The sequence below is a fragment of the Enterobacter cloacae complex sp. ECL352 genome (genome assembly GCF_020149545.1).
Classification (GTDB): domain Bacteria; phylum Pseudomonadota; class Gammaproteobacteria; order Enterobacterales; family Enterobacteriaceae; genus Enterobacter; species Enterobacter asburiae_B.
In genome coordinates, this window is record NZ_CP083709.1 from 4,640,699 (window position 1) to 4,666,274 (window position 25,576).

Below are 25,576 nucleotides of genomic sequence, written 5' to 3' on the forward strand. Positions count from 1 at the left end.
AGAATAAGATATTTGCCGTTGTTATTTGCAAAGAAAAGTATATTTAAACGACGGTGATTAACGCAAAGATGTTCCTGTGAGTTCAGCGGATAACTGTTTCTTACCCTGAGGCTGTACTGTAAAATTAATGTTTATAACAGGTGCGTTAAATTTTACGTATTCACAAATGGAAATGGCGCCTCAGTGCCCAGGAGCAGTTTATGACCCACACAATTTCTCTCAGAAATGAGGCGTGCGATGAACATAAATTTGTCATCTCCGCCTGCGGTTTTACGTTCCAGGGATATCGTCTGATCCTTAACCAGTACGGAATACAGGCTTCGCATATTCACTTTGACGGGGATGAGGTATCCCAACAGGATCTTGAAAATATCCTTATAAATCAGAGTGCTCATATTGTGGTGTTTCTCGGAAAAGGTATCGTCAGTCTCCTGGAGAGCCTGAAGAGACTGGCGTCCGTACTCAATGCACTTCCCGTTATTCGACGCGTCACCCTGTATGGCGACCTGCCGGATAGCTGGCTATATCGCACCCTGGGCACTCTTTTAAATAATAGCTATCAATTATCATTGATTCGACTGGCCCGCGTTTCAGATGTCATAACCTGTATTCATACACACCATCATGTTTTTAAAGATCGTTCGTACGTATTACGCGATCGCTACAAGGATAATTCTTCGCAAGAAACCGTAAAGTGGCTAACAAAAAGAGAAATTGACGTTTTATTAAATTTCTACCGCGGCATGTCCGTAAAAGAAATGTGCGACGAAATGGGGCTTTCTAATAAAACGGTTTATACCCACCGTAAGGAAGGCGTGCTGAAATTACGCTTAATTAAGCGGTGGCTAAACGATTCGCACAATTTCAGCGCGGAAAGACGTATCAAGCGGCGGAACCAAAATACGGATTTTACGGATAAAGAATCAGAAATTTTTAATGCATTATATAAAGAAGAGATCTTCCCCGCTTATCAGATCATTACCGATCGTGACAAAAAGGGCGTAGGCTTTGAGATACTGATCCGCTGGAATAAAAACGGTAAAATTGTCAAGCCGGCCAGTTTTCTCACGGATATTTCAAACCATGAGATATGGTTGAAAATAACGGCGTTAGTCATCCATGCCGCCGTGTCAGGGATTAATAAGTATAATGGAAAATACTATTTTTCTGTAAATATTCCGCCTCGTCTGGCTTCCGGAAATGCATTGCCTGATATGGCAAAGAAAGCTATCGACATGCTGCTCAAGCCGCAGTGGGCCGAAAAGCTGGTCTTTGAATTTGCTGAAGATATTGACGTGACGAAGGACAAAAGGATCCCTGAAACCATGCGGCATTTGCGTAATACGGGGTGTCGATTATTTCTGGATGACTGCTTCTCTAACCATCAAACCATGTTCCCGGTGCGGCAGGTGCATTTTGATGGACTCAAGCTGGATCGCGACATCGTTGAGCATTTTGTGGCAAACGACAATGACTATAACCTGATTAAAGCGATACAGATTTATAGCGACATGACCGGAACGGACTGTATTGCCGAGGGGGTTGATAGTGAAGAAAAGTTTGAAAAATTAGTCGCGCTGGGCGTCAAAAATTTTCAGGGGTATTATTTATCGCGGGCCGTGAAAGAGGAAGAGTTAGACCGCATGGTCAGAATTTTTAGCTAAGAAAAAATAAAGCCCCGAAGGGCCTTTTATTATTTTCGACCGAGCAGCAGGCCGAGAACAATACCGACCGCACCCGCTGCGACGAGGCCGGTGAGGGGGTTATTTCTGACAGCTTCAGTGACGTCGGAAACGGCATCGCTGGCCTGCGCGGCATATTTTCTGGCCGCACCTTTTACCTGATGCTTTGGTGAATCAACGAATTCACCAAACTGCTGCTGCGCTGAACCTGTAAGCTCGTCAAATTTATTTTTAGCTTTATCTTCAGCAAACTGGGTGTTTTTATCAGTACCGAAATCAGACATTTTTGCCTCCTTTTGTTGATTATTAAAGGATAGCCGCTCTTTGTGGATGTGGGAGACGTTAGGCTAAATTCGGTACATATCAGGGCTGTTTTCGGATATATCTCTATACCGGGAACCCGTTATTTCTCATTGTCATCCTGACCGTAATACAGTTTCCCGATGCGAATCAGCGGGCGGCCCTGAGACTTACGATGCAGGTTACTGTCCCTGAGCGAATAAACGCACCCGCAGTATTCCTGCTGGTAAAACTGCTCCCGCTTGCTGATCTCAATCATGCGAGAGGAGCCGCCCTGTTTACGCCAGTTATAGTCCCAGTAAACCATACCCGGATAGCGCGCGGCAGCACGCTGGCCGCAGTCATTTATCTGCTGCATGTTTTTCCAGCGGGAGATCCCCAGCGAGCTGCTGATGACGCGGAATCCATTTTCTGCCGCATAGAGCGCCGTACGCTCGAAACGCATATCGAAGCACATGGTGCAGCGGACGCCGCGCTCGGGTTCCCATTCCATGCCTTTCGCACGCTCAAACCAGTTATCGGTGTCGTAATCGGCATCAACAAACGGCACGCCGTGTTTTTCCGCAAAGCGAATATTCTCCTCCTTCCGAATGAGGTATTCCTTCTGTGGATGGATATTGGGGTTGTAGAAGAAAATCGTGTAGTCAATCCCCGAAGCCTGGATAGCCTCCATCACTTCACCCGAGCAGGGGGCGCAGCAGGAGTGCAACAGCAGCCTGTCGGCACCGTCTGGCAGGGAAAGTTGTGGGCGGATAAAAGGGGCTGTCGTCATGGCGTTCTGCAATATGTTTATGAAATTTATGGAAGGGTAGCATAAATTCATCATCTGTTGAGACGGGATTAAGGCAGGTCAGAGCGACCCCGCGGGGCGGGATCATCTCGGGTACCACGTGTTGCTATTCGGCAAAACTCAGCAGCGCGTCGCCATCAAGACGATAGCGAACCCATTCGGACTGCGGCAGCGCGCCTATGCTCAGGTAAAAATCAATGGCGGGCTGGTTCCAGTCCAGCACGCTCCATTCAAGGCGGCCGCACTGCCGTTTTACCGCGAGCTGCGCGATATGTTTCAATAGCGCTCTTCCCGCGCCTTTACCGCGATACTCCGGGGATACGTACAGGTCTTCCATATAAATCCCGTTGCGTCCGAGCCAGGTCGAATAGCTGGTGAAGAACACGGCATAGCCGGCGATCTTACCTTCACATTCCGCGATCAACGCTTCGGTTTGACTGCCGGTCCCAAAGAGCGTTTCCCGGATCTCCTCTGGCGTGGTCACCACTTCTTCCGGTGCTTTTTCATATATCGCCAGCTCATAGATCATGGCGTAAATTGCCGCCGCATCTTCGGGATGGGCCTGACGAATGGTGATGCTCATTGTTTTTCCTGTGTTTTAGCCTGTGTTCGATTGATGGCGTTAAGCATACGGAGTATTGTCCGAAGAATTAAGTGCAATGAAATCAACAGATGATGAATATTATGCATCCGGTACTAAGGCGTCTTGATTTAAACCTGCTGCCCGTTTTCGACGCGATTTACCGCCACCGTTCCGTTCGGCTGGCCGCTGACGAGCTGGCGATGAGCACATCGGCACTGAGCCATGCGCTGTCGCGTTTGCGCATCACCCTTAATGACCCGCTCTTTTTTCGGGAAGGGCATCGCATGTCCCCCAGCGTGTATGCCTCTCAGCTTGCGCCTTCCATTGCTTCCGCATTGTCGTTCCTCAATCATGAGCTGACCCCGCAGCCGGAGTTTGACCCGGCCAGCAGTACCGAAAGCTTACAAATTGGGATTACGGACTTTACCGCGCTGTGCATTTTCCCGGCGCTGATGCACAAACTGCAGCTTGCTGCCCCGGGCTTGCGTTTCGAATTGCGCTATCTGCCGCACAGCCCGGCGCTGACGGAACTGCTGGCGGGCGAAGTGGATCTCGCGCTGGGGTTCAGCACTCAGGATGATATCCGGCACCCGGAACTGGAAGAGATCGACTGGTTTGAAGATGAGTATGTGGTCATCGGCAACGCGCGCCGGACGCGTCTCACTCTGGAGGATTATCTCGCGGCCCGACATCTGGTGGTGACGCCATGGAATGAGAAGCAGGGCGTTCTGGACGTGCGGCTGGAACAGCTGGGCTATACCCGACAAATTGCGATCAAAACGCCGTCGATGTTGAGCGCGCCGTTTATCGTTGCGGAAAGCGACCTGCTGATGGCAATCCCCCGTTTTGCCGCTGAGAAGCTGGCTGCGGCAGCGGACCTGAGGATTTTTCCTTTACCGTTTTCGATACGCACGTTTGAAGTGAAAATTTACTCGCATAAACGCAGCGGCCAGCGGGGCGCAACGCGCTGGCTTAAGGATGAGCTGCAAACGCTGGCGCAGGCTTACATTGGGATCTTTTGAATGTGGAAGCACAAACTACTAAAGAACAATAAAACGTACCGTTCAATTTTCATTCATTGAAAATATTGCCCCTCATCATGATGTTTTTCTTATAAGAGTAGTTCCCCGAGTTGCACAGGAAGTGGAATCAAAATTTCCCAGCGAGGAACGTAGTCAGGGTACAAGTCTTTAGTTTCACCCATCCAATAAGCCATTGCTCGGCTTTGTACTTCATAAAGAGATCCATCACTTGCAAGAAGCGACATGTCTCCGCGATGGACTGCACCCGCATACTCAACGGAGTAAATATTCCTAATGGAAGTTTGTTGCATGGCCTGCTCACATCTATTTAAAGCCTCAAGACTCTCGCACGCAAACATACAGCAGAACCTAGTTGGTTTTTCTGGGAAATGTTGAGCACGAACCATTTCGAAAATTCCTTCGATCATTGCATTGTTGTTACGCACATCCATTGGAACGTACCTCAACCCATGCCTTGATACTGGGACATTGAAGATTTCACTGGTTCCTGATATTTGGATTCCTAGCATTTGATAAGTGAATTCTAGACCAGTCCTGCATTCACCAAGCCTATCTGACCTGCTCCCCGTTGATTAGTACACCCCGATGTTAGTAATGTCTTCATAAGCCACATGAGGACATCCCCATGAAGAAGCGTTTTTCCGACGAACAGATCATCAGTATTCTCCGCGAAGCCGAAGCTGGGGTACCCGCCCGTGAACTCTGCCGCAAGCATGCCATTTCCGATGCCACGTTTTACACCTGGCGTAAGAAGTATGGCGGTATGGAGGTGCCTGAAGTTAAGCGCCTGAAGTCGCTTGAGGAAGAGAACGCCAGACTCAAGAAGCTGCTTGCCGAAGCCATGCTGGATAAAGAGGCGCTTCAGGTGGCTCTTGGGCGAAAGTACTGACGACAGACCAGAAGCGGGAAGCCGTGATGTTGATGTGTGATGCGACCGGTCTGTCGCAACGTCGTGCCTGCAGGCTTACAGGTTTATCCCTGTCGACCTGCCGCTATGAGGCTCACCGTCCGGCTGCTGATGCGCATTTATCAGGGCGCATCACTGAGCTGGCACTGGAGCGCAGGCGTTTTGGCTACCGTCGTATTTGGCAGTTGCTGCGCCGTGAAGGGCTTCATGTTAATCATAAGCGCGTGTACCGGCTTTATCACCTCAGTGGCCTGGGCGTAAAACGCAGAAGACGTCGTAAAGGGCTGGCAACAGAACGTCTGCCGCTGCTCCGTCCGGCGGCGCCCAATCTGACCTGGTCGATGGATTTCGTCATGGACGCACTTTCCACCGGTCGCAGGATCAAGTGTCTTACCTGCGTCGATGATTTCACAAAGGAATGCCTGACGGTCACTGTTGCCTTTGGGATTTCAGGCGTTCAGGTCACGCGTATTCTGGACAGCATTGCACTGTTTCGAGGCTATCCGGCGACGATAAGAACTGACCAGGGGCCGGAGTTCACTTGCCGTGCACTGGATCAATGGGCCTTTGAGCATGGTGTTGAGTTGCGCTTAATCCAGCCGGGCAAGCCAACGCAGAACGGATTTATTGAGAGCTTTAACGGACGATTTCGCGATGAATGTTTGAATGAGCACTGGTTCAGCGATATCGTTCATGCCAGGAAAATTATTAATGACTGGCGGCAGGATTATAACGAATGCCGCCCGCACTCCACGCTGAATTATCAGACACCGTCTGAATTTGCAGCGGGCTGGAGAAAGGGTCATTCTGAGAATGAAGATTCCGACGTTACTAACTGAGTGTTGTATCTAATCGTGGGGGCAGGTCATATCAACTGTGTAGTACGTAGTCATAATAAAGTCCTTAAGAAAAGAATAATAATAACAAATTAATGAATAAAAGAAATGAATCGCTCCGGCTAACAACCGGCGTAAAGTTGGCACCAATGACAGAAAGGCAATCCAGCTTGTGCAACCATGGATAGAAATCGTTATATGAAAGAATGGATGAAATACTAATCGATACTTTGTCATATTTTCTGCTGAAGGATTAGGCTAGCGTAGCCGAAGTTGTGGATGGCGGGGAGTAGCCATTGAATACACACCAAAAAAGCGCACGGCACTGCTGAAATAGAAAGCTGATTTTTACTGATAGCCTTCTGGCTTAGGCTGCCAGGATTGCGAACAGCAAAGAGGTGCAAAAGCAAATAACTATAATAAGCCATAGCGGCACAAAATGGCTCAAACTGAATCCTTGGAGGAACAGGGTGACAAGAAAAGTTAAATCTCACATCGATATTAGAACCATAAACAGACGGAGCGACCTACGAAATCATGAATGCTTACGCCATTCTATCGCGTTCCAGGCAGTATGCCGGGATCACTGGCGCACTACTGTCAATATCGCTCAATGTTATTGAGCGATATCTTTTACCCTGTGAAATGGTCATCGATTACGACGAATTTCATGCATCTATTTTCTCGATAGATAGTGCATGGCAATAATCATGGGCAAGTAGTGAAATTAAACGAAAAAACTTTGATACTTTATGCCATTTTGTTTGCCAGCCTCTGTGCAACTAAGGGATCAATTGTCGGAAAGCACTCAATCAGTTCAGCAGGAGTTATGTCTGTCAGATTGGCATGCCTTGATCTTACTATCTTGACCGCTTCTGTCGGCTCTTCCGGAATTTTTTTAATCAATTCAAGTGCCTTTTTATACTTACCTGTTGCTGCGTTATATTTGTATCCATGCTTTTTGCACATTTCTTGTGAAAACCACACAGCGATACCTTCTTCGAGATAAGAGGCAGGTCCATTACGAGGATTCAGTGCGTGAACCGCTTCGTGTGCCATTTCGAACATAAAGCATGGCCACCCGATCATTGAATCACTGCTTAGGCATATGAAGCAGATTTTTTTTCCGTTTATCTCCATACCCGTGGCTCGAGGCGAATGATCACCATAAGCAATGCTTTGGTTAATAGCGTATTGCCCATCGCGCCGTCCAAACGCTGCTTCGGCTTCTGCAATGATCATCATCATTGCACTAATTCCTGCTGATAATTCAGATGAGGGTAAAACCGTGGGTTGTTGAAACATTCGAAACTCCTTTTAAGCTGTCTGTTGTGTAACTATATATCGGCAGCATTTACAAAAATTTTATGTCTGGTCATTTTGGTCTGTTTTTCCCGTGTTACGTCGATTTTTTCTTTATCTATTTACTCTTTAGTAGTTGGAAAAATTTTCTGCAACTGCGTTGTCGTGACAGTTACCACGATGGCTCATACTACCTTCCTGTTCGTGTGATTACAGGAACGGCTGCATTTCATAAATTGTAAACTTGCTACCTTGAACAGAATGTACAGGCACCTGTATTTTGGAAATTACGTCGTCACACGTCCATCATAAGCGCATTCGAGACAATATCTTTTTTGTTAGGTGTCACAACACTGACAAGCTTTTATAAAATCTGTTAGTATACCCCCCTATAGTATCAGGAGGGCGTATGCCACATTCACCCGAAGATAAAAAACGTATTCTTACTCGCGTCCGTCGCATTCGGGGCCAGGTTGATGCCCTTGAACGCGCGCTGGAGTCGGGCGACCCCTGCCTGGCCATTCTGCAGCAAATCGCCGCCGTGCGCGGGGCTGCCAATGGCCTGATGGGCGAAATGGTTGAAATTCACCTCAAAGATGAGCTGGTGACGGGGGAAACCACGCCGGATCAGCGAGCCGTACGCATGGCGGAAGTCGGCCATTTGCTGCGCTCTTATCTAAAATAAACCCACACACCTGACAAAAAGGGAAGACATGATGAAATCTCGCGCTGCAGTTGCATTTGGTCCCGGCCAGCCGCTGAAAATCGTTGAAATCGACGTGGCACCGCCGAAGAAAGGCGAAGTGCTGATCAAAATCACCCATACCGGCGTGTGCCATACCGATGCGTTTACGCTCTCCGGTGACGATCCGGAAGGCGTCTTCCCGGCGGTGCTGGGTCATGAAGGCGGCGGGATTGTGGTGGAAGTGGGCGAGGGCGTGACCAGCCTGAAGCCTGGCGATCACGTTATCCCGCTGTACACCGCGGAGTGCGGCGAGTGTAAGTTCTGTAAATCCGGTAAAACCAACCTCTGCCAGGCGGTTCGCGCCACTCAGGGGAAAGGGCTGATGCCGGACGGTACCACCCGTTTCTCCTATAACGGCGAGCCTGTTTATCACTACATGGGCACCAGCACCTTCAGCGAGTACACCGTTTGCGCGGAAATTTCCCTGGCGAAGGTGAACCCGCAGGCGCCGCTGGATAAAGTCTGCCTGCTGGGCTGCGGCGTGACCACCGGTATTGGTGCGGTGCATAACACGGCAAAAGTCAAAGAGGGCGACACCGTGGCGGTGTTCGGTCTCGGCGGCATTGGTCTGGCGGTGATTCAGGGCGCGGTGCAGGCGAAGGCCGGGCGTATCATCGCGGTCGACACCAACCCGGAGAAATTCAGGCTGGCGGGTGAAATGGGCGCGACCGATTTCGTTAACCCGAAAGATCACGAAAAACCGATTCAGGACGTCATCGTTGAGATGACCGACGGCGGCGTTGACTTCAGCTTCGAATGTATCGGCAACGTGAACGTGATGCGTTCCGCGCTGGAATGCTGCCACAAAGGCTGGGGCGAGAGCATCATCATTGGCGTGGCCGGCGCGGGCCAGGAGATTAAAACCCGTCCGTTCCAGCTGGTCACCGGTCGCGTATGGCGCGGTTCCGCGTTTGGCGGCGTGAAGGGCCGTACCCAGCTTCCGGGTATGGTTGAAGATGCTATGGTCGGCAAGATTCAGCTCGACCCGTTCATTACCCACCGTTTGCCGCTGGAGCAGATCAACGACGCGTTCGATCTGATGCACGAAGGAAAATCCATCCGTACCGTCATTCATTTCGGCGACAAGTAACTCTTCTGCCAGCGGTTTTTCACCGCTGGCGTTTCTTTAATAATCTTCTCTAAAGTGTGACCAGTGCGGCGTTTTTAGCCGTAATCTAAATCCCCACCGTGCCGATGACTATTTAACACGCATGTTTTTACGCATCTTACCTATAAGAGAGTCGACGGTCATGGACAACACTACTTCGATGCAGGCGCAGCGCAAGCTGAGCTTCTTGCATCACATCAGGCTGGTTCCGCTGTTTTCCTCCATTCTCGGTGGCATTATTCTTCTGTTCGCCTTGAGCTCGGGTCTGGCGGGGTATTTCCTGCTGCAGGCCGATAACGATCAGCAGGATGTCACGTCCGAAATTCAGGTGCGTATGGGGCTGTCGAACAGCTCAAACCATCTGCGTACCGCGCGTATCAATCTGATCCACGCCGGTGCGGCAAGCCGCATCGCGGAGATGGATGCGATGAAGCAGAACATCAGCGAGGCGGAAACGCGCATTAAGCAGTCCCAGGAGAGCTTTACCGCCTATATGAATCGTGCCGTGCGTACCGCTGAGGGTGCAGCGCTGGATGAGGATCTCAAGGCGCGGTACGACGCCTATATCGCGGGCATGCAGCCGATGGTGAAATTCGCCAAAAACGGCATGTTCGAAGCGATTATCAACCACGAAAACGAAACGGCGCGGCCGCTGGATGACGCTTATAACGCCGTGCTGCTGAAGGCGATTAAGATCCGCACCGAGCGTGCCAATGCGCTGACGGCGCAGGCGCACAGCCGCACGCAGCTGGGCCTGATGTTTATGGTGGGCGCGTTTGCGCTGGCGCTGGTGCTGACGGCGATGACCTTTGTCGTGCTGCGCCGCACGGTAATCAATCCTTTGCAGCGTGCAGCGAAACGTATCGAGAATATTGCCAAAGGCGACCTGACGATGCCGGACGACGTGGCCGGGCGCAGCGAAATTGGCCGCCTGACGCGCGATCTGCAAACCATGCAGCACTCGCTTGAAAACACGGTGGGCACCGTACGTCAGGGGGCGGAGGAGATCTACCGCGGCACGAGCGAGATTTCTGCCGGTAACACCGATCTCTCTTCGCGTACCGAACAGCAGGCTGCGGCCATTGAGCAAACCGCCGCAAGCATGGAACAGCTTACCGCGACGGTGAAACAGAACGCCGATAACGCCCATCATGCCAGCAAGCTTGCGGAAGATGCCTCCGGGAAAGCCAGCCGCGGCGGCCAGATGGTCTCCGGCGTGGTCAAAACCATGGGCAATATCTCCACCAGTTCGAAAAAAATCTCCGAGATCACCGCCGTCATCAACAGCATTGCGTTCCAGACCAATATCCTGGCGCTTAACGCGGCGGTAGAAGCGGCACGGGCGGGCGAGCAGGGACGCGGGTTTGCCGTGGTGGCAAGCGAAGTCCGAACCCTTGCAAGCCGCAGTGCGAATGCCGCAAAAGAGATCGAAAGCCTGATTAACGAATCGGTCTCGCTGATTGACCAGGGCTCCGGTGAGGTCGTGGCTGCCGGTAACACCATGAATGAAATCGTCGAAGCGGTTAAACGCGTGACCGACATCATGCTGGAGATTGCCGCCGCGTCCGATGAGCAGAGCCGCGGTATCGTGCAGGTGAGCCAGGCGATTTCTGAGATGGATAAAGTGACCCAGCAGAACGCCTCGCTGGTGGAAGAAGCCTCTGCGGCCGCCGCGTCTCTGGAAGAACAGGGCGCGCGTCTGACCGAGGCGGTCGGGGCGTTTCGTCTGAGCGGTGCAAAGTCGGGCCGCGTGGTGACGTCTGCGCCAGTGGCGAAGAACGCGCCGTTGCGTCCGGCGGCGACGGTTCCCGGGGATAACTGGGAGACGTTCTGAGTTGTCGGCAGTGTCGGGTGGCGCTTCGCTTACCCGACCTACAAAATCTGACCTACAAAAAAGGGACCTTTCGGTCCCTTTTTCACATCTTATTGCTTATCGGGTAACGCGTACGCGATAACGTAATCCCCGCGATCCGGTGACTGTCGGGCGCCCCCGGCGTTGATGATGATGTACTGCTTACCGGTTTTCGGCGACACGTAGGTCATCGGGCCGGACTGGCTGCCGACCGGCAGACGGTCTTTCCAGATCTCTTTCCCGGTGGCGGTATCAAACGCGCGCAGGTAGAAATCCTGCGTGCCGGCGAAGAACAGCAGGCCGGACTGGGTAGAGAGCGATGCGCCCAGCGTCGGCATGCCGATTGGGATTGGCATGTGCATACGAATGCCCAGCGGGCCGGTATCTTCCACCGTGCCGACAGGGACCTGCCACACCAGCTTGCCGGTTTTCAGGTCAACGGCCGACATGGTGCCAAACGGCGGCTTCTGGCACGGAATGCCCAGCGGCGACAGGAAGCGTTCGCGCATCGCGCCGAACGGCGTCCCGTCCATCGGTACGATACCCATCTCGATGCCGCTGGCGTTTTTCGCCACGTTAGCGCGCGGCACCATGTAGTTTGCCAGGCCCAGACGCATATCGTTGACGAACATCAGGCTGTTGTTCGGGTCAACGGAGACGCTGCCCCAGTTCATCCCGCCGAGCGAGCCGGGGAACTGCAGGGAACGGTCGAGACCCGGCGGGGTGAAGACGCCCTGATGACGCATCTCTTTAAACTGAATGCGGCACAGCAGCAGGTCGACAGGCGTCGCCCCCCACATGTCGGATTCGGTCAGCGTCTGGTTGCCAATCATCGGCATGCCCACGGAATACGGCTGGGTCGGCGAGTAGCGTTCACCTTCAACGTTACCCGCCGGGACAGGACGTTCTTCTACCTTCGCCACCGGCTTGCCGGTTTCGCGGTTAAGCATGAAGATCATGCCCTGCTTGCTGGTCTGCACCAGCACGGGCGTGGTGCCGCCCTTACCGTCGGGCAGATCGTACAGCAGCGGCTGGGAAGGCAGGTCAAAGTCCCACAGGTCGTGGTGGGTCGTCTGGAAATGCCAGCGCACCTGACCGGTGGTCGCGTCGACGGCGACGATGGAGGAACTGTACTTATCGTCCAGCGCGGTACGTTCGCCCGCCCAGAAGTCCGGGGTGGCGTTGCCGGTTGGCAGATAGATCAGGTTCAGCTTAGCGTCGTAGGACATCGCTGACCAGACGTTCGGCGTGCCGCGCGTGTAGGTCTGGCCTTCCGGCGGCAGGCCGGTCAGGTTCGGATTACCCGGATCCCACGCCCACGCCAGTTTACCGGTGTGAACGTCGTAGGCGCGCACCACGCCCGGCGGTTCGCCGGTGGAGTAGTTATCCGCGACGCGACCGCCGACGACAACAACATTGCCTGCGACCAGCGGCGTGGAGGTCTGCTGATAATACCCGGGCTTGATTTCGCCCATGCCGACGCTCAGATCCACGGTGCCATGGTCACCGAAGTCTTCGCAGACCTTGCCGGTATCCGCGTTGATGGCAATCAGGCGGGCGTCGGTGGTCGGCAGGAACAGGCGGCGTGAGCATGCCGCAGGCGGTGTCTCTGCCTGTGACGTTGTCACGCTGGAATGGTCTTCAAAATAGCCCAGACCGCGGCAGCGCTGCCAGTTAGGCGCCGTGGCTTTGGAATCGTAGCGCCATTTTTCTTTGCCGGAATCCACGTCCAGCGCCAGCACTTTACTGTACGGGGTACAGACGTACAGCGTGTCGCCAATCTGCAATGGCGTGTTCTGATCTTCCGCGCCGGAGCCGTTGCTCTGCGGAATATCGCCGGTGTGCGCAACCCACGCGACTTTCAGATCGCGGACGTTTTGCTTGTTAATCTGGTCCAGCGCGGCGAAACGGTCGCCGTGGGTGGTATTGCCCCAGTGCGCCCAGTTCTTTTGCTGCTCGCCGGGGGCGACGGGTTTCACCGGAACGGGCTCGTTCGCTGCCACAAGGGTCTGCGGCTTAAACATCCAGCCCAGGCTGACCAGCATCGCCACCGCGAGCACGGCCGCGACGCCAAAAGCGGGCGCCTTGTTCGCAACGCTGTGGTTTGCCGCGCGCAGGAAAGGCCAGACGATGGCGCAGAGGAAGGCCAGTACGGCAAAGGTAAACAGGCGAGAGAAGAGCGGCCAGAAATCCCAGCCCGCATCGCCTACCGCCCAGAACAGCGAGGCAATAAAGGCGATGCCGTAAAGCACGATCCCGCTGCTGCGATTGAGGAAAATCAGGATCGCGGCAATCACCATCACCGCGCCCATTATCAGGAAGTATCCGCTTCCGCCTACGGTGACGAGCTTAAAGCCCAGCCCGCCGACTGCCAGACCGATGAGCAACATCAGTCCGGCAAGGAGCCACTGCAGGATACGCGGTATCCCACGTGGCGCGCTGCCAAATGCCATTTCTGTCTCCTTAAGATCCCCCCGTCGTGCTGGGTGTGTACCAGTTGGGTAATAAATGCGGAGGGAAGAATGATTAATACGGGTGAATTCGGGGTTGTAAAATTATTTACGAACCATTTGGTGAACTCGTCGCTATGATAAAACTGTTAAATTGTTTTACGCAATTGTTAATGAATGATTTCGCATTAATTGATTAGGGCGCAGACGGCCCCTCTCCCTTGAGGGAGAGGGCTGGGGTGAGGGGGAACATACGGCTGTGGTGGTCATTCCGTTCACTTTATGTTTCTTGCTACTCTGTAACGACATGGCCTGTGAACGTGCCTGGGCGGCTCAATCGCCACCGCCCTGGCAACCCGGGCTCCCGGCGGTAAATCGCCGCTTCGCGGTGCCCTCAGCTTATTCCTTCAGGCTATCGGGTCGGGCATGAGCCTGCATCCCTGCAGGCCACGCCCTCTCGGCGCATCCCTGCGCCTCGCCCCGGCCTTGCGGAAACGCTTCGGCGATTTACAGCCGGACCAGAGCGTCGCTGTAAGTTCTTCATTTTCCTGAGGCAATATTTATCGCTTCGGGTGGAAAAATGGCTGGTGAACCCTCGCCCCGTTGGGGAGAGGGTTAGGATGAGGAGGGCGAAAGTTGTCAGACCGGCATTGATTTACGAATAGCGCTCAGCAGCGTCTGCGCGCCCGTTGAAAGCGGCGTGTCTACGCGGGTCAAAATGCCGATAGGTTCACCGGGGCCGGGGGAGGTAATCGGCAGGGCGATCAGCGTTCCCTGGCGTAAATCGTCTTTCACCGCACCGGAGGGGACGAACCAGACGTAGTCATAATCCAGCGTAAGCTGGCGCGAAAGCGAGGCCGACAGCGTTTCGATACACCCTGAGGGCAGCGTACACCCCTGCATTTGCAGCAAGGTTTCGGCGGTCTGGCGGGGAACGGTTCCTTTTGGGCAGACCACTACCGGCCACTCCATCACGCGGCTTAACGTGACCGTGTCCTGCAGCAGGGGGTGATCGGGACGAACCACCAGCTTCAGAGACTCCAGGAACAGCAGTTCATAGTTGAGGCCGCCCATCAGCTCAGGGTCGGACATGCGACCGATTCCGAGATCCAGTTCGCCGGATTTCAGCCCCGCGAGCAGCATGGTGTTATTCATGGTGGCGACCTGAATCGTGGTATGCCGCTGCTGCTTGTGGAACTGGCCGATAACGGGCGGAAGAATGCCCAGCGCCGCGGTAGGCAGAGCGCCCACGCGCACCACCTCACTGGATTGCTCTTCTTTTCGGTGCAGGGACTGGCCTGCGGTATTGAGCGCATCCAGCACTTTCACGGCGTGCGTGAGGAACTGTTCGCCCACAATGGTAAGCTGCGCCCCCAGCCGGCCGCGGTCAAAAAGACGGGCACCGGTCAGCTGTTCCAGCTCGTTGAGGGTTTTTGAGAGCGCAGGCTGGCTCAGGTTGAGAGTTTCAGCCGCACGCCCCAGCGTTCCCTGTTGAGCGACGGCCACAAATGTATGCAAATGGCGCAAGCGTATGCGCTGACTGAACAGACCATTTTTTTCCATAGGCGATGTTAAAAACAGAGCGATGCGGGTGACAAGTTAAGTTGTTTAATTTTGATAACCTGATAGCAAAATATTTTTAACATTTGATCTGTTTGAGTTACAACATGTTTTTTGGCGGGGGAATAAAAGCGAACATCCTTGTTCGTTTATTGCTCACTGCGGAGGGGTATTGTCTACCGGTTTAGATCACGCCGTCGCCGCCATCGGAGCACCACACCTGGCCGGACGTAAATGAACATTCATCCGAGGCCAGCGTGACGTACAGCGGGGCAATCTCGACGGGCTGGCCCGGACGTCCCAGCGGGGTGTCGCCACCGAACTCCTTCACTTTTTCCATCGGCTGCCCGCCGCTGGACTGCAGAACCGTCCAGTAAGGACCAGGAGCAACCGCGTTGACGCGAATGCCTTTCGGACCCAGCTGCTTGGCTAAGGATTTGGTAAACACCGCCAGACAGGCTTTCGTCTGGGCGTAGTCCAGCAGCACGGGGCTGGGCTTCACCGCCTGAACGGAGGAGGTATTAATGATAACGGACGACGCTTTCAGGTGGCGCAGGGCCGCCTTGGTGATCCAGAACGGAGCGTAAACGTTGGTTTTAAACGTTGCGTCAAAATCTTCCGTGGTCAGTTCCTCAAGCGATTCACGGAACTGCTGACGGCCGGCGTTGTTGACCAGAATGTCCAGCCCGCCCAGTTTCGACACGGCTTCTTCGACCAGATTCTGACAGAAGGTTTCGTCCCGGACGTCACCCGGCAACGCGATGGCCTTGCGGCCTTCCGCTTCGATCAGCTCGATGACCTCAGCGGCGTCTTTTTCCTCTTCGGGCAGGTAGTTAATGGCAACGTCAGCGCCTTCACGCGCATAGGCGATAGCGACCGCGCGACCAATGCCGGAGTCACCGCCGGTAATCAGCGCTTTTTTGCCGGCAAGGCGGCCATGCCCTTTATAGCTTTGTTCCCCGTGGTCGGGTACGGGCTGCATTTCGGATGCCAGTCCCGGCGGCGTTTGCGGCTGTTCCGGGAACGGGGGCTGCGGGTAAGCGTTCGTACGTTGTTTAGTATCACTCATAGCTGACTCCTTAAGCCAAGGGGTGAGATTTGATGGATAACTGCAGCGTTAACGCTTCGCTGAATTATTTCTGCAAACGATCTACACGGACGACGGCAGGAGATGATTTTTTATCAAGCGAACCGTTGATACTGATCATCTGGTCGGGTTTTACCGTTCTGCCGTCGAAGACTGCCTGGGGAATAATAACGTCGATTTTTCCGGTTTTATCCTGAAATACAAACTTATCGCCGCTACCGTCAATAAGATTACCGCGTAATGAAATTGTCGCACCATCGTGCAATTCTTTTGCCTGCTTGATGGTCATAATACGCGCGTCGTCGGTTCCGCGATATCCGCTATCAAGCGCGTGGGGAGGCGGTGGCGCTTCGCCTTTTTGTAAACCCCCGTTATTATCTGCCCATGCGGCCGGAACCAGAAATATCAATAAAGCGGAAATAAGTGATAATTTCATCCGATATCCTTCATTTTGCGTGTCTTGACTTATTAAGTATTGTTGCTATTCCTTTATGTGGCAAATGTGATAAGTCCTAAAAACATTCGCGTTAGAAATCAAAATTATCGGATAATAAGCGAAACGGTGACGATGACCATGAAGCGTGAAAATGAAAAGTTACCCGGGATAGATGAGAGTTACCGTTTGCTGACGTTTGAATACGCGTTTCGTCAGGTGGGTTTTATTGTTCTGCTGGGTATTATCGTCGCGGCGATTGCCGGTCTGTTTTCCAGCGGAATGGTCAGCGACACGGTCAAAACGAATTCCTCTAAATCATTGACCATAGACTATGAACGCTTTGGACGACGGGAGACAGAGACCCGGATGGCGCTCGCGTTTCCGGTGCAGAGCGAGGGGAAGTATGTCCTCAGCATGACCAGCGAGAGCAGCGATGCGTATGAGCCCGGCAGCGTCTGGCCGCAGCCGGACGCTATGTTCAGCCGCGGGAAGACTCTCTATTTTGTCTATAACAACCTGAAAAAAACAGACAGCTTCTCCGTGTTGCTCTTCACGACACCTTCCAGAGCCGGTAAATGGAACACCGTCATCCGCGTCAACAGCGAGCCGGAAATTAACATCTGGCAATTTATTTATCCGTAGGAGGCTGATATGGATATGGTCTTTCGCGCGCTGGCTATTTATCTGTTTCTGGTGGTGGTATTTAAAGTGGCCGGGCGTCGCGCGCTGCTGCAGATGACCAGCTTCGATCTCATTCTGCTCCTGATAATTAGTGAAGCCACGCAGCAGGCGCTTCTCGGACAGGATTTTTCCGTCACCGGCGCGATGATTACCATTACCACGCTGGTGGTAGTAGATATTATTTTCGGACTAATGAAGAAGTATTTTTCTCCGGTGGAGAATATTCTGGATGGCACGCCTGTTATTCTGGTGGAGAACGGCGTGCCGTTAGCCTATAAACTGAAAAAAGTTGACGTGTCATGTGATGATATTCTGGTGTCAGCGCGCCAAAATAATGGCATTACGGAAATAAGCGACATTAAATATGCCATACTTGAGCGCAATGGGCATATTTCAATCATTCCTTTCGAGAAATAAGAGGCGGCAAGATGAGCAATCTTTTTCACGACAGCAATAATACCGTGGGTGAACTGACGAAAAAGCTGGCGAGCAAATTAACCGATCTCGGGCTTCGCTTAACCACCGCGGAATCCTGCACGGGCGGAAAGCTCTCGGTGGCGCTTTGCGCAGAGGAAAACACCGCCGAATTTTATGATGTTGGGCTGGTCGTGTTCAGCGATGAAGCTAAAGCGCGGATCCTCGGCGTGCGTCCTGAGACGCTTGAGCGGTTTACGGCCGTGAGCGAGCAGACGGTAACCGAAATGGCCGCCAGTATCCGCGACATCGCCCAGGCCGATATCAGCATCGCCATCAGCGGCTACGCGGGCCCGGAAGGGGGCGACGACGGCACGGCGGCGGGGACGGTCTGCTTCGCGTGGAACATACGCGGCGAGACGAAGACCCGCACCGTGCTTTTCTCCGGTGACTGTCAGGATGTGGTCGAAAAAGCGGTGCATTACTCGCTGGCTGAACTGGTGACAACCTTGTCGGACGGGAATAACGGATAAACTCACGTGGAGGTTCTATGGCTGTCATAGTGATTACCGGCGGGACGGCGGGCGTGGGAAAAGCCACGGCGCTGCACTTTGCAAAGGCGGGTTACGACGTGGGGCTCATTGCCCGCGATGAAGCCAGCCTGCACTCTACCCAGGAGGAGCTGCGGCGCTTTGGCGTTAATGCCCACGCCGTGCAGGCGGACGTCGCCGACAACCAGGCGGTGGTGGATGCCGCTAACGAAATTGAGTATCGCCTCGGCGCGATTGATGTCTGGGTGAACAACGCGATGGGGGCCGTGCTGGCACCGTTTCGAACCCTCACACCGGACGAGTTCCGCCGCGTGACTGACGTGACGTACCTCGGCTACGTGAACGGCACCCGCGCCGCGCTCGAACTTATGGTTCCGCGCGACAGGGGGGTGATTATCCAGGTAGGTTCCGCGCTGGCCTACCGTTCCATTCCGCTGCAGTCAGCCTACTGCGGGGCAAAAGCGGCGATCCGTGGGTTCACCGATGCGGTGCGTACCGAGCTGATGCATGAGAACAGCCGGGTTCAGCTTTCGATGGTCCAGATGCCGGGGCTCAATACCCCGCAGTTCGAATGGGCGAGGAATAAGTTCGCCTGGGCGATGCGCCCGGTGCCGCCGGTCTTTGAGCCTGAGGTGGCCGCCAGCGCCATCTTCAGGGTGGCGCAAAAGCCGGTACGCGAGCTGTGGGTAGGCAGCAGCACCATCCAGTCCATCGTCGGGCAATTTTTCTTCCCAGGTTTTCTTGACCGGCTGATGGTGAAAAAGGCGTGGGAAGGCCAGATGACCGACGATCTCAACGCGCCGGATCGTCGGGACTATCTCGACCAGCCGGTTAACGATCTGCATAAAATCCATGGCCGCTTTACTGACGAGGCGAAAACCCGCGCGCCGTCCGTCACCTCCGGCATGCCGGGGAAAGTGGCCCTTGGCGCCCTCGCGGTGGCGGGAATAGTGCTGACGCGTCTGATAACTCGCCGGAAACCGTAGTCAGCGCAGCGCGCTACGGTGCGTCCAGAACCAGCGATAGCCGTAGCCGCCAAGGCTGAGCTGAACGGTTTTACCGCAAATCAGCGCGTCATCGTAGCGCTTGTCCTCGAGACAGGCGGTCCAGGTGGCGTTGCGGATCCCTTTGGCGGTGAACTGCACCGGCTGGTCGCTGAAGTTGACGAAGGTCAGGATGCTGCGCTCGTCGGTCTCGTAATAAAGCCCCAGCACCGCGTCATCATCGATTGTGATAATGCGAAAGGGCGCAACGGCTATTTCGGGGAACTCCGAGCGGGTAGTGGCAATATCGATGATCCGGTGCAGAAGCGAGTTGTGGTGAAGCAGCGAATCGGAGACGTTGACTTTCTGATAGCGGTAAGGGCCATGGTCGATAATCGGCGCGATAAATTTTTCCGGGTCGGCTGCAGAGAAACCGCCTCCTTGCGAACCTGCCCACTGCATCGGCGTGCGGACGGCGTAGCGCTCCTCCAGATCCAGGTCGTCACCCATGCCGATCTCGTCGCCGTAGCGCATCACCGGGACACCCGGCAGGGAAAACAGCACCGCGTGGCAGAACGCCAGCCGCTTCCGATCGCCGTTGAGCATCGGCGCCAGGCGGCGGCGGATCCCGCGCTGATAGACGTTCATCTCCTCATCAGGGGCGAAAGTATCGAGGACAAACTGTTTGTCTTTCTGACTGATGCCTTCCAGATCCAGCTCGTCGTGATTGCGCAGCCAGTTGGCAAAACAGCAGGAGTCAGGCGGGACGATCATCTTCTTCACCGCATTGCGCAGCGGGCGGGCGCTTTTGCGGGCCAGGCTGAAGTAGAAATACTTGTTGAGCCAGAAATTGAGCACCAGATTCAGGCGGTCGTTATTGCCGAAGTAGTCTTTATAGGCCTCAACGTCTACGTCCACTTCACCCAGCAGGATCGCGTCCGGATTGCGCTGTTCGATAAGACGCCGCATATGTTCGAGGATCCACAGACCCTTTTTTTCATCGCCGTTTCCCGCCTGCGTGGTGAGGTGGGATGCGGCGTCGAGGCGAAATCCCGACACGCCCAGCTTGAGCCAGAAGAGGATGATGTTTTCAATCTCTTTAAGCACCGCGGGCGAGGTAAGGTTCAGATCCGGCTCGTGGCGATAGAACATGTGCCGGTAGTATTGTCCCGCCTCGTCGTCCCAGGTCCAGATGCTCTTTTCCACGCCGGGAAACATGGGGGGCGTATCGTCCTCGTCGTTATCCGACCAGAGGTAATAATCACGATAGGGTGACGCCGGGTTGCGGCGCGCCTGCTGGAACCAGGGATGCGCGTCCGACGTGTGCTGGATCAGCAGCTCGATAATGACCTGCATGCCCAGCTCGCGGGCCTGCTCGATAAAGGCGATGATATCGGCCAGCTTTCCGAAGCGGGGATCCACCTGAAGGTGGTCGCTGACGTCGTAGCCTTCATCGAGAAAGGGCGTGAGGTAAAACGGGGTGATCCAGATGACCGTCGCCCCCATGCGGCGTATATAGCGCAGCTTGGCCGCGATCCCGGCGATGTCCCCGCAGCCATCGCCGTTCAAATCATAAAATAGCGCGGTATCAATCTGATAAATAATGGCTCGTGTATGCCAGTCGGTCATAGCGTTCCTCAGTGATAGCCTTCAGTATCCGACACTTTGCCCCGGAAGACGTAGTAGCTCCAGGCGGTGTACACCAGGATCACCGGAATAATCAGCAACGTGCCTACCAGCATAAACAGCTGGCTGGCAGGCGGGGCCGCGGCTTCCCACAGGGTGATGCGCGGCGGAATAATGTTCGGCCAGAGGCTGATGCCGAGCCCGCTAAACCCGAGGAAAATAAGCCCCAGCGTCAGCAGGAAGGGGCGGGAGTGGCTGGCCGGGTTGCGGGTCAGGCGCCAGATCAGCACGCTGAAAAGCGCAACCAGCAGAGGCACCGGCAGGAACCAGAAGAAGTTGGGCAGGGTAAACCAGCGGTCGGCCACGTACTGCCAGCCGAGCGGCGTCCAGATGCTCACTACCGCAATCACCACGACCAGCGCCAGCAGCACGTGGCGGGTCAGCTCGCGCATGCGGGCCTGCAGCGCGCCTTCGCTTTTCATGATGAGCCAGGTAGTGCCCAGCAGCGTGTAGGCCACAACCAGCCCGATGCCGCAGAAGAGGTTAAAGGGGGTGAGCCAGTCAAGCGCGGAGCCGACGAAACGCCGCCCCTCAACGTCGAAGCCGTTAATTACGGCGCCCACTACCACGCCCTGGCTGAAGGTGGCGAGCAGAGAGCCGCCGGCAAAGGAGTAGTCCCAGAATTTGCGGTGCGACGGCGTGGCTTTGAAGCGGAACTCAAAGGCGACGCCGCGGAAGATGAGGCCGATCAGCATCGCGGTGAGAGGAATGGTGAGCGCATCAATAATCACCGCATAGGCCAGCGGAAACGCGCCGAACAGGCCCGCGCCACCGAGCACCAGCCAGGTCTCGTTGCCGTCCCAGACCGGCGCCACGCTGTTGACCATCACATCGCGCTCCTTCGCATCGCCCACGAAGTTAAACAGCAGGCCGATGCCCAAATCAAAGCCATCCATGATGATGTACATCAGCGTGGCAAAGACGATGATGGCAAACCAGATAACTGAGATATCGACGCCCATCAGTTTCTCTCCTGTTCAGGAACAGACTCAGCGGCAGACAGCGGACGGGCGGGTGTGCCCGAGGTGTTTGACGTCAGCGTATCGACAGGCTGCGGTCCTTTCTTAATCAGCCGGATGAGGTAAACATAGCCCACCCCAAACACCGACGAGTAGACGACGAAGAACGCCAGCAGGCTGATGCTCATCTGCAGGGTGCTGTGCAGCGATACCGCGTCGATGGTGCGCAGATAGCCGTAGACCACCCACGGCTGACGGCCCACCTCGGTGGTGACCCAGCCAGCGAGCAGCGCCAGCAGCCCGGCAGGCCCCATGCAGAGGGCAAACCAGTGGAACGGGCGAGAGTGGAAAAGTCGATGACGATAGCGCAGCCAGACGCTAATCAGCCCGAGGGTAATCATCAGCAGCCCCATCCCAACCATGACGCGGAACGACCAGAAGACGATGGTCGAATTAGGGCGATCTTCTTTCGGAAAATCCTTCAGCGCCGGGACCTGCTTATCCAGACTGTGGGTCAGGATAAGGCTGCCAAGCGCGGGGATCTCCAGACCGTATTTGGTGCGCTCCTCCTCCATATCCGGCAGGCCAAACAGCAGCAGTGGGGTGGCCTCGCCCGGCGGGTTTTCCCAGTGTCCTTCAATGGCGGCAATTTTGGCAGGCTGATGCTCAAGCGTGTTCAGGCCGTGCATATCGCCCACGACCGCCTGGATGGGGGCGACCAGCAGCGCCATCCACATCGCCATGGAAAACATGGTGCGGACGGCGGGGGTATCGTTACCGCGCAGCAGGTGCCATGCGCCCGACGCGCCGACAAACAGCGCGCTGCTCAGAAACGCGGCGATAGCCATATGAATAAGGCGATAAGGGAAGGAGGGATTAAAGACGATCGCCAGCCAGTCCTGCGGAATAACCTGTCCGTTCTCGATAGTGAAGCCCTGCGGCGTATGCATCCAGCTGTTGGAAGCGAGGATCCAGAAGGTCGACATCAGCGTGCCGAGCGCCACCATGCAGGTTGAAAAGAAGTGCAGGCCCGGGCCGACCTTATTCCAGCCGAACATCATGACGCCAAGGAAACCGGCTTCAAGGAAGAAGGCGGTTAAGACTTCATAGGTCAGAAGAGGGCCGGTAATACTGCCCGCGAACTGTGAGAACCCGCTCCAGTTGGTGCCAAACTGGTACGCCATGACCAGGCCGGAAACGACACCCATCCCGAAGTTAACGGCAAATATCTTGAGCCAGAAATGGTACAACGATCGCCAGACGTCGTTTTTTGTACGCAGCCACATGCCCTCCAGCACCACCAGATAGCTGGCGAGGCCGATGGTGATCGCAGGAAAAAGGATATGAAACGAGACGGTAAAAGCGAACTGAATTCTGGCCAGATGGAACGCGTCGAGTTCGAACATGGTCCGTACCTCTGAAACGATGGGGCACGAGAATTGCCGGGCAGTTTATGGCTGCCCGGCAAAACCGATTACGGTTTAGTCTTACCGGCACCCAGCTCGGCACCGGTCAGCGGGTCAGAATGTGGATCGGACTTCGTGCGGGCAGACATCGCCTTGACCAGGGTTGCCTGTTCGGTCGTGAGCGTGACGCTTGCGCTGCCATCGCCGCCGTCAACCGCAGGCTGGGGGGACTCAACGTAATCGAAATGTTTATCGCTGTTCCAGCTTCCGCGAACCTCTCCACCTTCAGACATATTGTAGTACTTGTTGGTGAATTCCTCGATTGGCGGCAATTTTCCCGGTGGGAAATTATTACGGATGGACTGCAGCGCCTTCTCAAAGGAGAGCTGGTGCGCCGCCTCGCGCGTCATCAGAAACGCCAGGGCATCCTTTACGCCGGGATCGTCGGTCACGTTGATCAGCCGTTCATAGATGATTTTCGCTCTGGCCTCTGCTGCCACGTTTGAGCGCAGGTCCGCCGTCGGTTCGCCGATGGTGTCGACGTAGGCCGCCGTCCAGGGCACGCCCGCCGAGTTAGTGAGCGGGGTGCCGCCACCGTAGAGCAGGGAGGTGATGTGGCTGTCATTGCCGTTTTCGGTCATGGAGCGATACAGCTCGGCCTCGTTTTCCACCCCTTCCGCCAGCGCGCCTTTGGCACCTTTATTCAGCATGCCGACCAGGGTACCGATGATTTCGAGGTGGCTTAGCTCCTCGGTCGCGATATCCATCAGCATATCTTTACGGCCCGGATCGTCATCGCTCAATCCTTGCGTAAAGTACCGGCAGGCGGCAGCCAGTTCGCCCTGAGGCCCACCGAACTGTTCCAGTAAAAGGTTGGCGAGGCCTGGGTTCGGTTCGGCAACGCGAACCGTGTATTGCAGCTGTTTGACGTGTCGGAACATGGCGATTCTCCCTGATTATTTTTTTGCTTCGACGCCCGATGCGTCTGAACGCAGCAGGAACTGTTCCGTGGTCTGCGGAATATGGCGAATCAGCCAGTCGGCCATTTCGCGTTCTTCCGCCAGAATCGTCTCGATGGCAGGTACCGAGGCCGTGTCGCCTGCTTTCTTCGCCGCCGCGAGCAGGGAGGTATAACAGGCTATTTCAAACTGTTCGAAAACATAGCCGCTGATCGAACCCTTCACGATCTCATCAGACGGGAACATGCCGCCGATGGACTGGCCGAGCGCCGCCATTTTGCTCATCGAATCTTTTAAAACCGAACGAGAAATATCATTACGGTCGAGGATTTCTTCCAGCAATGTAATTTGCCGTTTTGTCTCATTAATATGCTGCTCAATTCGGGCGCGAACATCAGGATAATTATCGATACGGCTGGCCATGGATTCCAGCATAGATTCGGCTTGCTTTTCCATCGCATGGGCATCGCGTAGCCAGTCATGGTAGTGTTCTACGTGATTCATCATTGTATTCTCATTAGGGGTTCGCTTATTTGGTCTCACTTTCAGCAGCCTGATCGGCACGCGCGGCACTGTAGCCAGATAAATGGCCGACAATATTGGCGTAAATGCTGATGATAATGACCCATAGCACGCTGTTCTTCCACCATATTACGGAAGGGATGGCGAGAATGAACCATATTATGGCTGCCGCTAAATGGCACCGTTTAATTGTCCTGGGACTGATGCTCATTTTATTTAACCTGTATTATTGCGTCATTTCTGCGCTTTTTGGTTAATATTTCCTACGGCCAGGTCGGTGAGTTTAAGGTCGGTCTCTTTTTCTTCTTCCAGCGTTTCGGCAAGAAGCTTAACGGCTTTTTTATAGCCCAGTTGTTCAGCTAGTGTTGCAAGGGTACCGTAGCTGGCAATTTCGTAATGTTCGACTTTTTGCGCGGCGGCAATAAGTGCGGCATCACGTACTTCATTTTTTTCCGTGCTTTCGATGACTTCGTTGGCTTCTTCAATTAAGCCTTCCATCGCCACGCACTTCATGCGCTTAAGCTTGATACCGTCTTCCTGCTCGACGATCTGGTCGATACGTTCGATCTGACCCTGCGTCTCCTCAAGGTGTGCGGTAAAAGCGGCGCTCAGCTTCTCGCTGGAGGCGGCGCGGGCAAGTTTGCTTAACGCACGGGTAAGCTGCTTTTCTGCGCTGTAGGTATCCGAGAGAAGATGAATAAAGACATCCTCGACGCTTTTCATATTCATAATAA

The 25,576-nt window shown here is 54.6% G+C and carries 26 protein-coding genes and 1 pseudogene; 10 read left to right on the forward strand and 17 right to left on the reverse strand.

Going from position 1 to position 25,576, the window contains the following annotated elements:
• Positions 1–200: 200 nt before the first annotated feature.
• The gene (locus LBF07_RS22895) at positions 201–1,664 is read left to right on the forward strand and encodes an EAL domain-containing protein (RefSeq protein WP_206462086.1); all 1,464 of its coding nucleotides are present in this window, start codon (positions 201–203) and stop codon (positions 1,662–1,664) included.
• 29 nt (positions 1,665–1,693) lie between these two features.
• Here the strand turns inward: LBF07_RS22895 and LBF07_RS22900 are convergent, their stop codons facing one another.
• From LBF07_RS22900 to LBF07_RS22910, 3 genes are all read right to left on the reverse strand, one after another.
• Positions 1,694–1,966 carry a YqjD family protein gene (locus LBF07_RS22900; protein ID WP_033145484.1) on the reverse strand — a complete coding sequence of 91 codons (273 nt, stop codon included), beginning with the start codon at positions 1,964–1,966 and terminating at the stop codon, positions 1,694–1,696.
• A gap of 119 nt (positions 1,967–2,085) precedes the next feature.
• On the reverse strand, positions 2,086–2,754 hold the full coding sequence (locus tag LBF07_RS22905) for an epoxyqueuosine reductase QueH (protein WP_045142955.1): 669 nt from the start codon (positions 2,752–2,754) through the stop codon (positions 2,086–2,088).
• 124 nt (positions 2,755–2,878) lie between these two features.
• On the reverse strand, positions 2,879–3,355 hold the full coding sequence (locus LBF07_RS22910) for a GNAT family N-acetyltransferase (RefSeq protein ID WP_094935263.1): 477 nt from the start codon (positions 3,353–3,355) through the stop codon (positions 2,879–2,881).
• A gap of 89 nt (positions 3,356–3,444) precedes the next feature.
• On the opposite strand from LBF07_RS22910, the gene LBF07_RS22915 reads away from it, so the two are divergent.
• Entirely contained in the window at positions 3,445–4,377 is a 933-nt protein-coding gene (locus LBF07_RS22915; RefSeq protein WP_094935264.1) for a LysR family transcriptional regulator, read from the forward strand.
• Between the two features lie 89 nt (positions 4,378–4,466).
• Here LBF07_RS22915 and LBF07_RS22920 read toward each other — a convergent pair whose 3' ends face one another.
• The gene (locus LBF07_RS22920; RefSeq protein WP_048977809.1) at positions 4,467–4,829 is read right to left on the reverse strand and encodes a DUF2441 domain-containing protein; all 363 of its coding nucleotides are present in this window, start codon (positions 4,827–4,829) and stop codon (positions 4,467–4,469) included.
• Between the two features lie 194 nt (positions 4,830–5,023).
• Between LBF07_RS22920 and LBF07_RS22925 the strand changes: the two genes are divergently transcribed.
• A protein-coding gene (locus LBF07_RS22925; RefSeq protein WP_087451024.1) for an IS3-like element ISSen4 family transposase occupies positions 5,024–6,144 on the forward strand; the annotation gives its coding sequence in 2 pieces (ribosomal slippage) (positions 5,024–5,282 and positions 5,282–6,144; 1,122 coding nt in all).
• 747 nt (positions 6,145–6,891) lie between these two features.
• Here the strand turns inward: LBF07_RS22925 and LBF07_RS22930 are convergent.
• Together LBF07_RS22930 and LBF07_RS22935 are read right to left on the reverse strand one after the other, a co-directional pair.
• Positions 6,892–7,446: a hypothetical protein gene (locus LBF07_RS22930; RefSeq protein ID WP_126327794.1), complete on the reverse strand. Its 555-nt coding sequence runs from the start codon at positions 7,444–7,446 to the stop codon at positions 6,892–6,894.
• A 138-nt stretch (positions 7,447–7,584) separates the two neighbouring features.
• A pseudogene (locus LBF07_RS22935) lies at positions 7,585–7,719 on the reverse strand (IS3 family transposase); the annotation flags it as partial.
• A 133-nt stretch (positions 7,720–7,852) separates the two neighbouring features.
• Here LBF07_RS22935 and LBF07_RS22940 point away from each other — a divergent pair.
• The 3 genes from LBF07_RS22940 (at position 7,853) to LBF07_RS22950 (ending at position 11,130) form a co-directional block, all read left to right on the forward strand.
• Positions 7,853–8,128, forward strand: coding sequence for a metal/formaldehyde-sensitive transcriptional repressor (locus LBF07_RS22940; RefSeq protein ID WP_003857256.1), 276 nt, complete (start codon positions 7,853–7,855; stop codon positions 8,126–8,128).
• Between the two features lie 31 nt (positions 8,129–8,159).
• Positions 8,160–9,278 (forward strand): S-(hydroxymethyl)glutathione dehydrogenase/class III alcohol dehydrogenase, encoded by a 1,119-nt coding sequence (locus LBF07_RS22945; RefSeq protein WP_033146534.1) that lies wholly within the window; start codon positions 8,160–8,162, stop codon positions 9,276–9,278.
• A 160-nt stretch (positions 9,279–9,438) separates the two neighbouring features.
• The gene (locus tag LBF07_RS22950) at positions 9,439–11,130 is read left to right on the forward strand and encodes a methyl-accepting chemotaxis protein (RefSeq protein ID WP_094935460.1); all 1,692 of its coding nucleotides are present in this window, start codon (positions 9,439–9,441) and stop codon (positions 11,128–11,130) included.
• A gap of 89 nt (positions 11,131–11,219) precedes the next feature.
• Here the strand turns inward: LBF07_RS22950 and LBF07_RS22955 are convergent, their stop codons facing one another.
• The 4 genes from LBF07_RS22955 to LBF07_RS22970 all read right to left on the reverse strand — a co-directional run bounded on the left by LBF07_RS22955 (position 11,220) and on the right by LBF07_RS22970 (position 16,681).
• Positions 11,220–13,601 (reverse strand): glucose/quinate/shikimate family membrane-bound PQQ-dependent dehydrogenase, encoded by a 2,382-nt coding sequence (locus tag LBF07_RS22955; protein ID WP_112778143.1) that lies wholly within the window; start codon positions 13,599–13,601, stop codon positions 11,220–11,222.
• Positions 13,602–14,237: 636 nt separating this feature from the next.
• Positions 14,238–15,161 carry a LysR substrate-binding domain-containing protein gene (locus tag LBF07_RS22960; RefSeq protein WP_033145495.1) on the reverse strand — a complete coding sequence of 308 codons (924 nt, stop codon included), beginning with the start codon at positions 15,159–15,161 and terminating at the stop codon, positions 14,238–14,240.
• Positions 15,162–15,342: 181 nt separating this feature from the next.
• Entirely contained in the window at positions 15,343–16,227 is an 885-nt protein-coding gene (locus LBF07_RS22965) for an SDR family oxidoreductase (RefSeq protein ID WP_033145496.1), read from the reverse strand.
• 64 nt (positions 16,228–16,291) lie between these two features.
• The gene (locus LBF07_RS22970) at positions 16,292–16,681 is read right to left on the reverse strand and encodes a YdeI family stress tolerance OB fold protein (protein WP_023311669.1); all 390 of its coding nucleotides are present in this window, start codon (positions 16,679–16,681) and stop codon (positions 16,292–16,294) included.
• A 138-nt stretch (positions 16,682–16,819) separates the two neighbouring features.
• On the opposite strand from LBF07_RS22970, the gene LBF07_RS22975 reads away from it, so the two are divergent.
• The 4 genes from LBF07_RS22975 to LBF07_RS22990 are packed head-to-tail and all read left to right on the forward strand — an operon-like array spanning position 16,820 to position 19,313.
• Complete coding sequence (locus LBF07_RS22975) at positions 16,820–17,323, forward strand: hypothetical protein (protein WP_045142963.1); 504 nt, start codon at positions 16,820–16,822, stop codon at positions 17,321–17,323.
• A 9-nt stretch (positions 17,324–17,332) separates the two neighbouring features.
• Positions 17,333–17,779, forward strand: coding sequence for a DUF421 domain-containing protein (locus tag LBF07_RS22980; protein WP_094935461.1), 447 nt, complete (start codon positions 17,333–17,335; stop codon positions 17,777–17,779).
• Positions 17,780–17,790: 11 nt separating this feature from the next.
• The gene (locus LBF07_RS22985) at positions 17,791–18,309 is read left to right on the forward strand and encodes a 2-oxo-tetronate isomerase (RefSeq protein WP_032657136.1); all 519 of its coding nucleotides are present in this window, start codon (positions 17,791–17,793) and stop codon (positions 18,307–18,309) included.
• A gap of 17 nt (positions 18,310–18,326) precedes the next feature.
• Positions 18,327–19,313: an SDR family oxidoreductase gene (locus tag LBF07_RS22990; RefSeq protein ID WP_094935462.1), complete on the forward strand. Its 987-nt coding sequence runs from the start codon at positions 18,327–18,329 to the stop codon at positions 19,311–19,313.
• Here LBF07_RS22990 and LBF07_RS22995 read toward each other — a convergent pair whose 3' ends face one another.
• From LBF07_RS22995 to LBF07_RS23025, 7 genes are all read right to left on the reverse strand, one after another.
• On the reverse strand, positions 19,314–20,939 hold the full coding sequence (locus LBF07_RS22995; RefSeq protein WP_094935463.1) for an alpha-amylase family protein: 1,626 nt from the start codon (positions 20,937–20,939) through the stop codon (positions 19,314–19,316).
• 8 nt (positions 20,940–20,947) lie between these two features.
• On the reverse strand, positions 20,948–21,958 hold the full coding sequence (cydB, locus tag LBF07_RS23000) for a cytochrome d ubiquinol oxidase subunit II (protein ID WP_094935464.1): 1,011 nt from the start codon (positions 21,956–21,958) through the stop codon (positions 20,948–20,950).
• Complete coding sequence (locus LBF07_RS23005; protein WP_033145500.1) at positions 21,958–23,361, reverse strand: cytochrome ubiquinol oxidase subunit I; 1,404 nt, start codon at positions 23,359–23,361, stop codon at positions 21,958–21,960. Before LBF07_RS23005 ends, cydB begins: the two co-directional genes overlap by 1 nt.
• Before the next feature lie 68 nt (positions 23,362–23,429).
• Complete coding sequence (locus tag LBF07_RS23010; RefSeq protein ID WP_008502274.1) at positions 23,430–24,302, reverse strand: manganese catalase family protein; 873 nt, start codon at positions 24,300–24,302, stop codon at positions 23,430–23,432.
• 15 nt (positions 24,303–24,317) lie between these two features.
• Entirely contained in the window at positions 24,318–24,824 is a 507-nt protein-coding gene (locus LBF07_RS23015) for a ferritin-like domain-containing protein (protein ID WP_014831871.1), read from the reverse strand.
• Positions 24,825–24,849: 25 nt separating this feature from the next.
• A complete protein-coding gene (locus LBF07_RS23020; protein WP_008502273.1) occupies positions 24,850–25,053 on the reverse strand; it encodes a hypothetical protein in 204 nt (67 codons plus the stop codon).
• A gap of 23 nt (positions 25,054–25,076) precedes the next feature.
• Positions 25,077–25,571: a ferritin-like domain-containing protein gene (locus tag LBF07_RS23025; RefSeq protein ID WP_008502272.1), complete on the reverse strand. Its 495-nt coding sequence runs from the start codon at positions 25,569–25,571 to the stop codon at positions 25,077–25,079.
• Positions 25,572–25,576 lie beyond the last annotated feature (5 nt).

What these genes read in the sequence shown, in the direction of transcription:
- cydB (WP_094935464.1), bottom strand. Translation starts at nt 21,958, where the DNA reads ATGGGCGTCGATATCTCAGTTATCTGGTTTGCCATCATCGTCTTTGCC.
- LBF07_RS22905 (WP_045142955.1), bottom strand. Translation starts at nt 2,754, where the DNA reads ATGACGACAGCCCCTTTTATCCGCCCACAACTTTCCCTGCCAGACGGT.
- LBF07_RS22945 (WP_033146534.1), top strand. Translation starts at nt 8,160, where the DNA reads ATGAAATCTCGCGCTGCAGTTGCATTTGGTCCCGGCCAGCCGCTGAAA.
- LBF07_RS22960 (WP_033145495.1), bottom strand. Translation starts at nt 15,161, where the DNA reads ATGGAAAAAAATGGTCTGTTCAGTCAGCGCATACGCTTGCGCCATTTG.
- LBF07_RS22985 (WP_032657136.1), top strand. Translation starts at nt 17,791, where the DNA reads ATGAGCAATCTTTTTCACGACAGCAATAATACCGTGGGTGAACTGACG.
- LBF07_RS22930 (WP_126327794.1), bottom strand. Translation starts at nt 7,446, where the DNA reads ATGTTTCAACAACCCACGGTTTTACCCTCATCTGAATTATCAGCAGGA.
- LBF07_RS23005 (WP_033145500.1), bottom strand. Translation starts at nt 23,361, where the DNA reads ATGTTCGAACTCGACGCGTTCCATCTGGCCAGAATTCAGTTCGCTTTT.
- LBF07_RS22900 (WP_033145484.1), bottom strand. Translation starts at nt 1,966, where the DNA reads ATGTCTGATTTCGGTACTGATAAAAACACCCAGTTTGCTGAAGATAAA.
- LBF07_RS22995 (WP_094935463.1), bottom strand. Translation starts at nt 20,939, where the DNA reads ATGACCGACTGGCATACACGAGCCATTATTTATCAGATTGATACCGCG.
- LBF07_RS23020 (WP_008502273.1), bottom strand. Translation starts at nt 25,053, where the DNA reads ATGAGCATCAGTCCCAGGACAATTAAACGGTGCCATTTAGCGGCAGCC.
- LBF07_RS22980 (WP_094935461.1), top strand. Translation starts at nt 17,333, where the DNA reads ATGGATATGGTCTTTCGCGCGCTGGCTATTTATCTGTTTCTGGTGGTG.
- LBF07_RS22950 (WP_094935460.1), top strand. Translation starts at nt 9,439, where the DNA reads ATGGACAACACTACTTCGATGCAGGCGCAGCGCAAGCTGAGCTTCTTG.
- LBF07_RS22895 (WP_206462086.1), top strand. Translation starts at nt 201, where the DNA reads ATGACCCACACAATTTCTCTCAGAAATGAGGCGTGCGATGAACATAAA.
- LBF07_RS22940 (WP_003857256.1), top strand. Translation starts at nt 7,853, where the DNA reads ATGCCACATTCACCCGAAGATAAAAAACGTATTCTTACTCGCGTCCGT.
- LBF07_RS23015 (WP_014831871.1), bottom strand. Translation starts at nt 24,824, where the DNA reads ATGAATCACGTAGAACACTACCATGACTGGCTACGCGATGCCCATGCG.
- LBF07_RS22915 (WP_094935264.1), top strand. Translation starts at nt 3,445, where the DNA reads ATGATGAATATTATGCATCCGGTACTAAGGCGTCTTGATTTAAACCTG.
- LBF07_RS22990 (WP_094935462.1), top strand. Translation starts at nt 18,327, where the DNA reads ATGGCTGTCATAGTGATTACCGGCGGGACGGCGGGCGTGGGAAAAGCC.
- LBF07_RS23025 (WP_008502272.1), bottom strand. Translation starts at nt 25,571, where the DNA reads ATGAATATGAAAAGCGTCGAGGATGTCTTTATTCATCTTCTCTCGGAT.
- LBF07_RS22975 (WP_045142963.1), top strand. Translation starts at nt 16,820, where the DNA reads ATGAAGCGTGAAAATGAAAAGTTACCCGGGATAGATGAGAGTTACCGT.
- LBF07_RS22910 (WP_094935263.1), bottom strand. Translation starts at nt 3,355, where the DNA reads ATGAGCATCACCATTCGTCAGGCCCATCCCGAAGATGCGGCGGCAATT.
- LBF07_RS22965 (WP_033145496.1), bottom strand. Translation starts at nt 16,227, where the DNA reads ATGAGTGATACTAAACAACGTACGAACGCTTACCCGCAGCCCCCGTTC.
- LBF07_RS23010 (WP_008502274.1), bottom strand. Translation starts at nt 24,302, where the DNA reads ATGTTCCGACACGTCAAACAGCTGCAATACACGGTTCGCGTTGCCGAA.
- LBF07_RS22970 (WP_023311669.1), bottom strand. Translation starts at nt 16,681, where the DNA reads ATGAAATTATCACTTATTTCCGCTTTATTGATATTTCTGGTTCCGGCC.
- LBF07_RS22920 (WP_048977809.1), bottom strand. Translation starts at nt 4,829, where the DNA reads ATGGATGTGCGTAACAACAATGCAATGATCGAAGGAATTTTCGAAATG.
- LBF07_RS22955 (WP_112778143.1), bottom strand. Translation starts at nt 13,601, where the DNA reads ATGGCATTTGGCAGCGCGCCACGTGGGATACCGCGTATCCTGCAGTGG.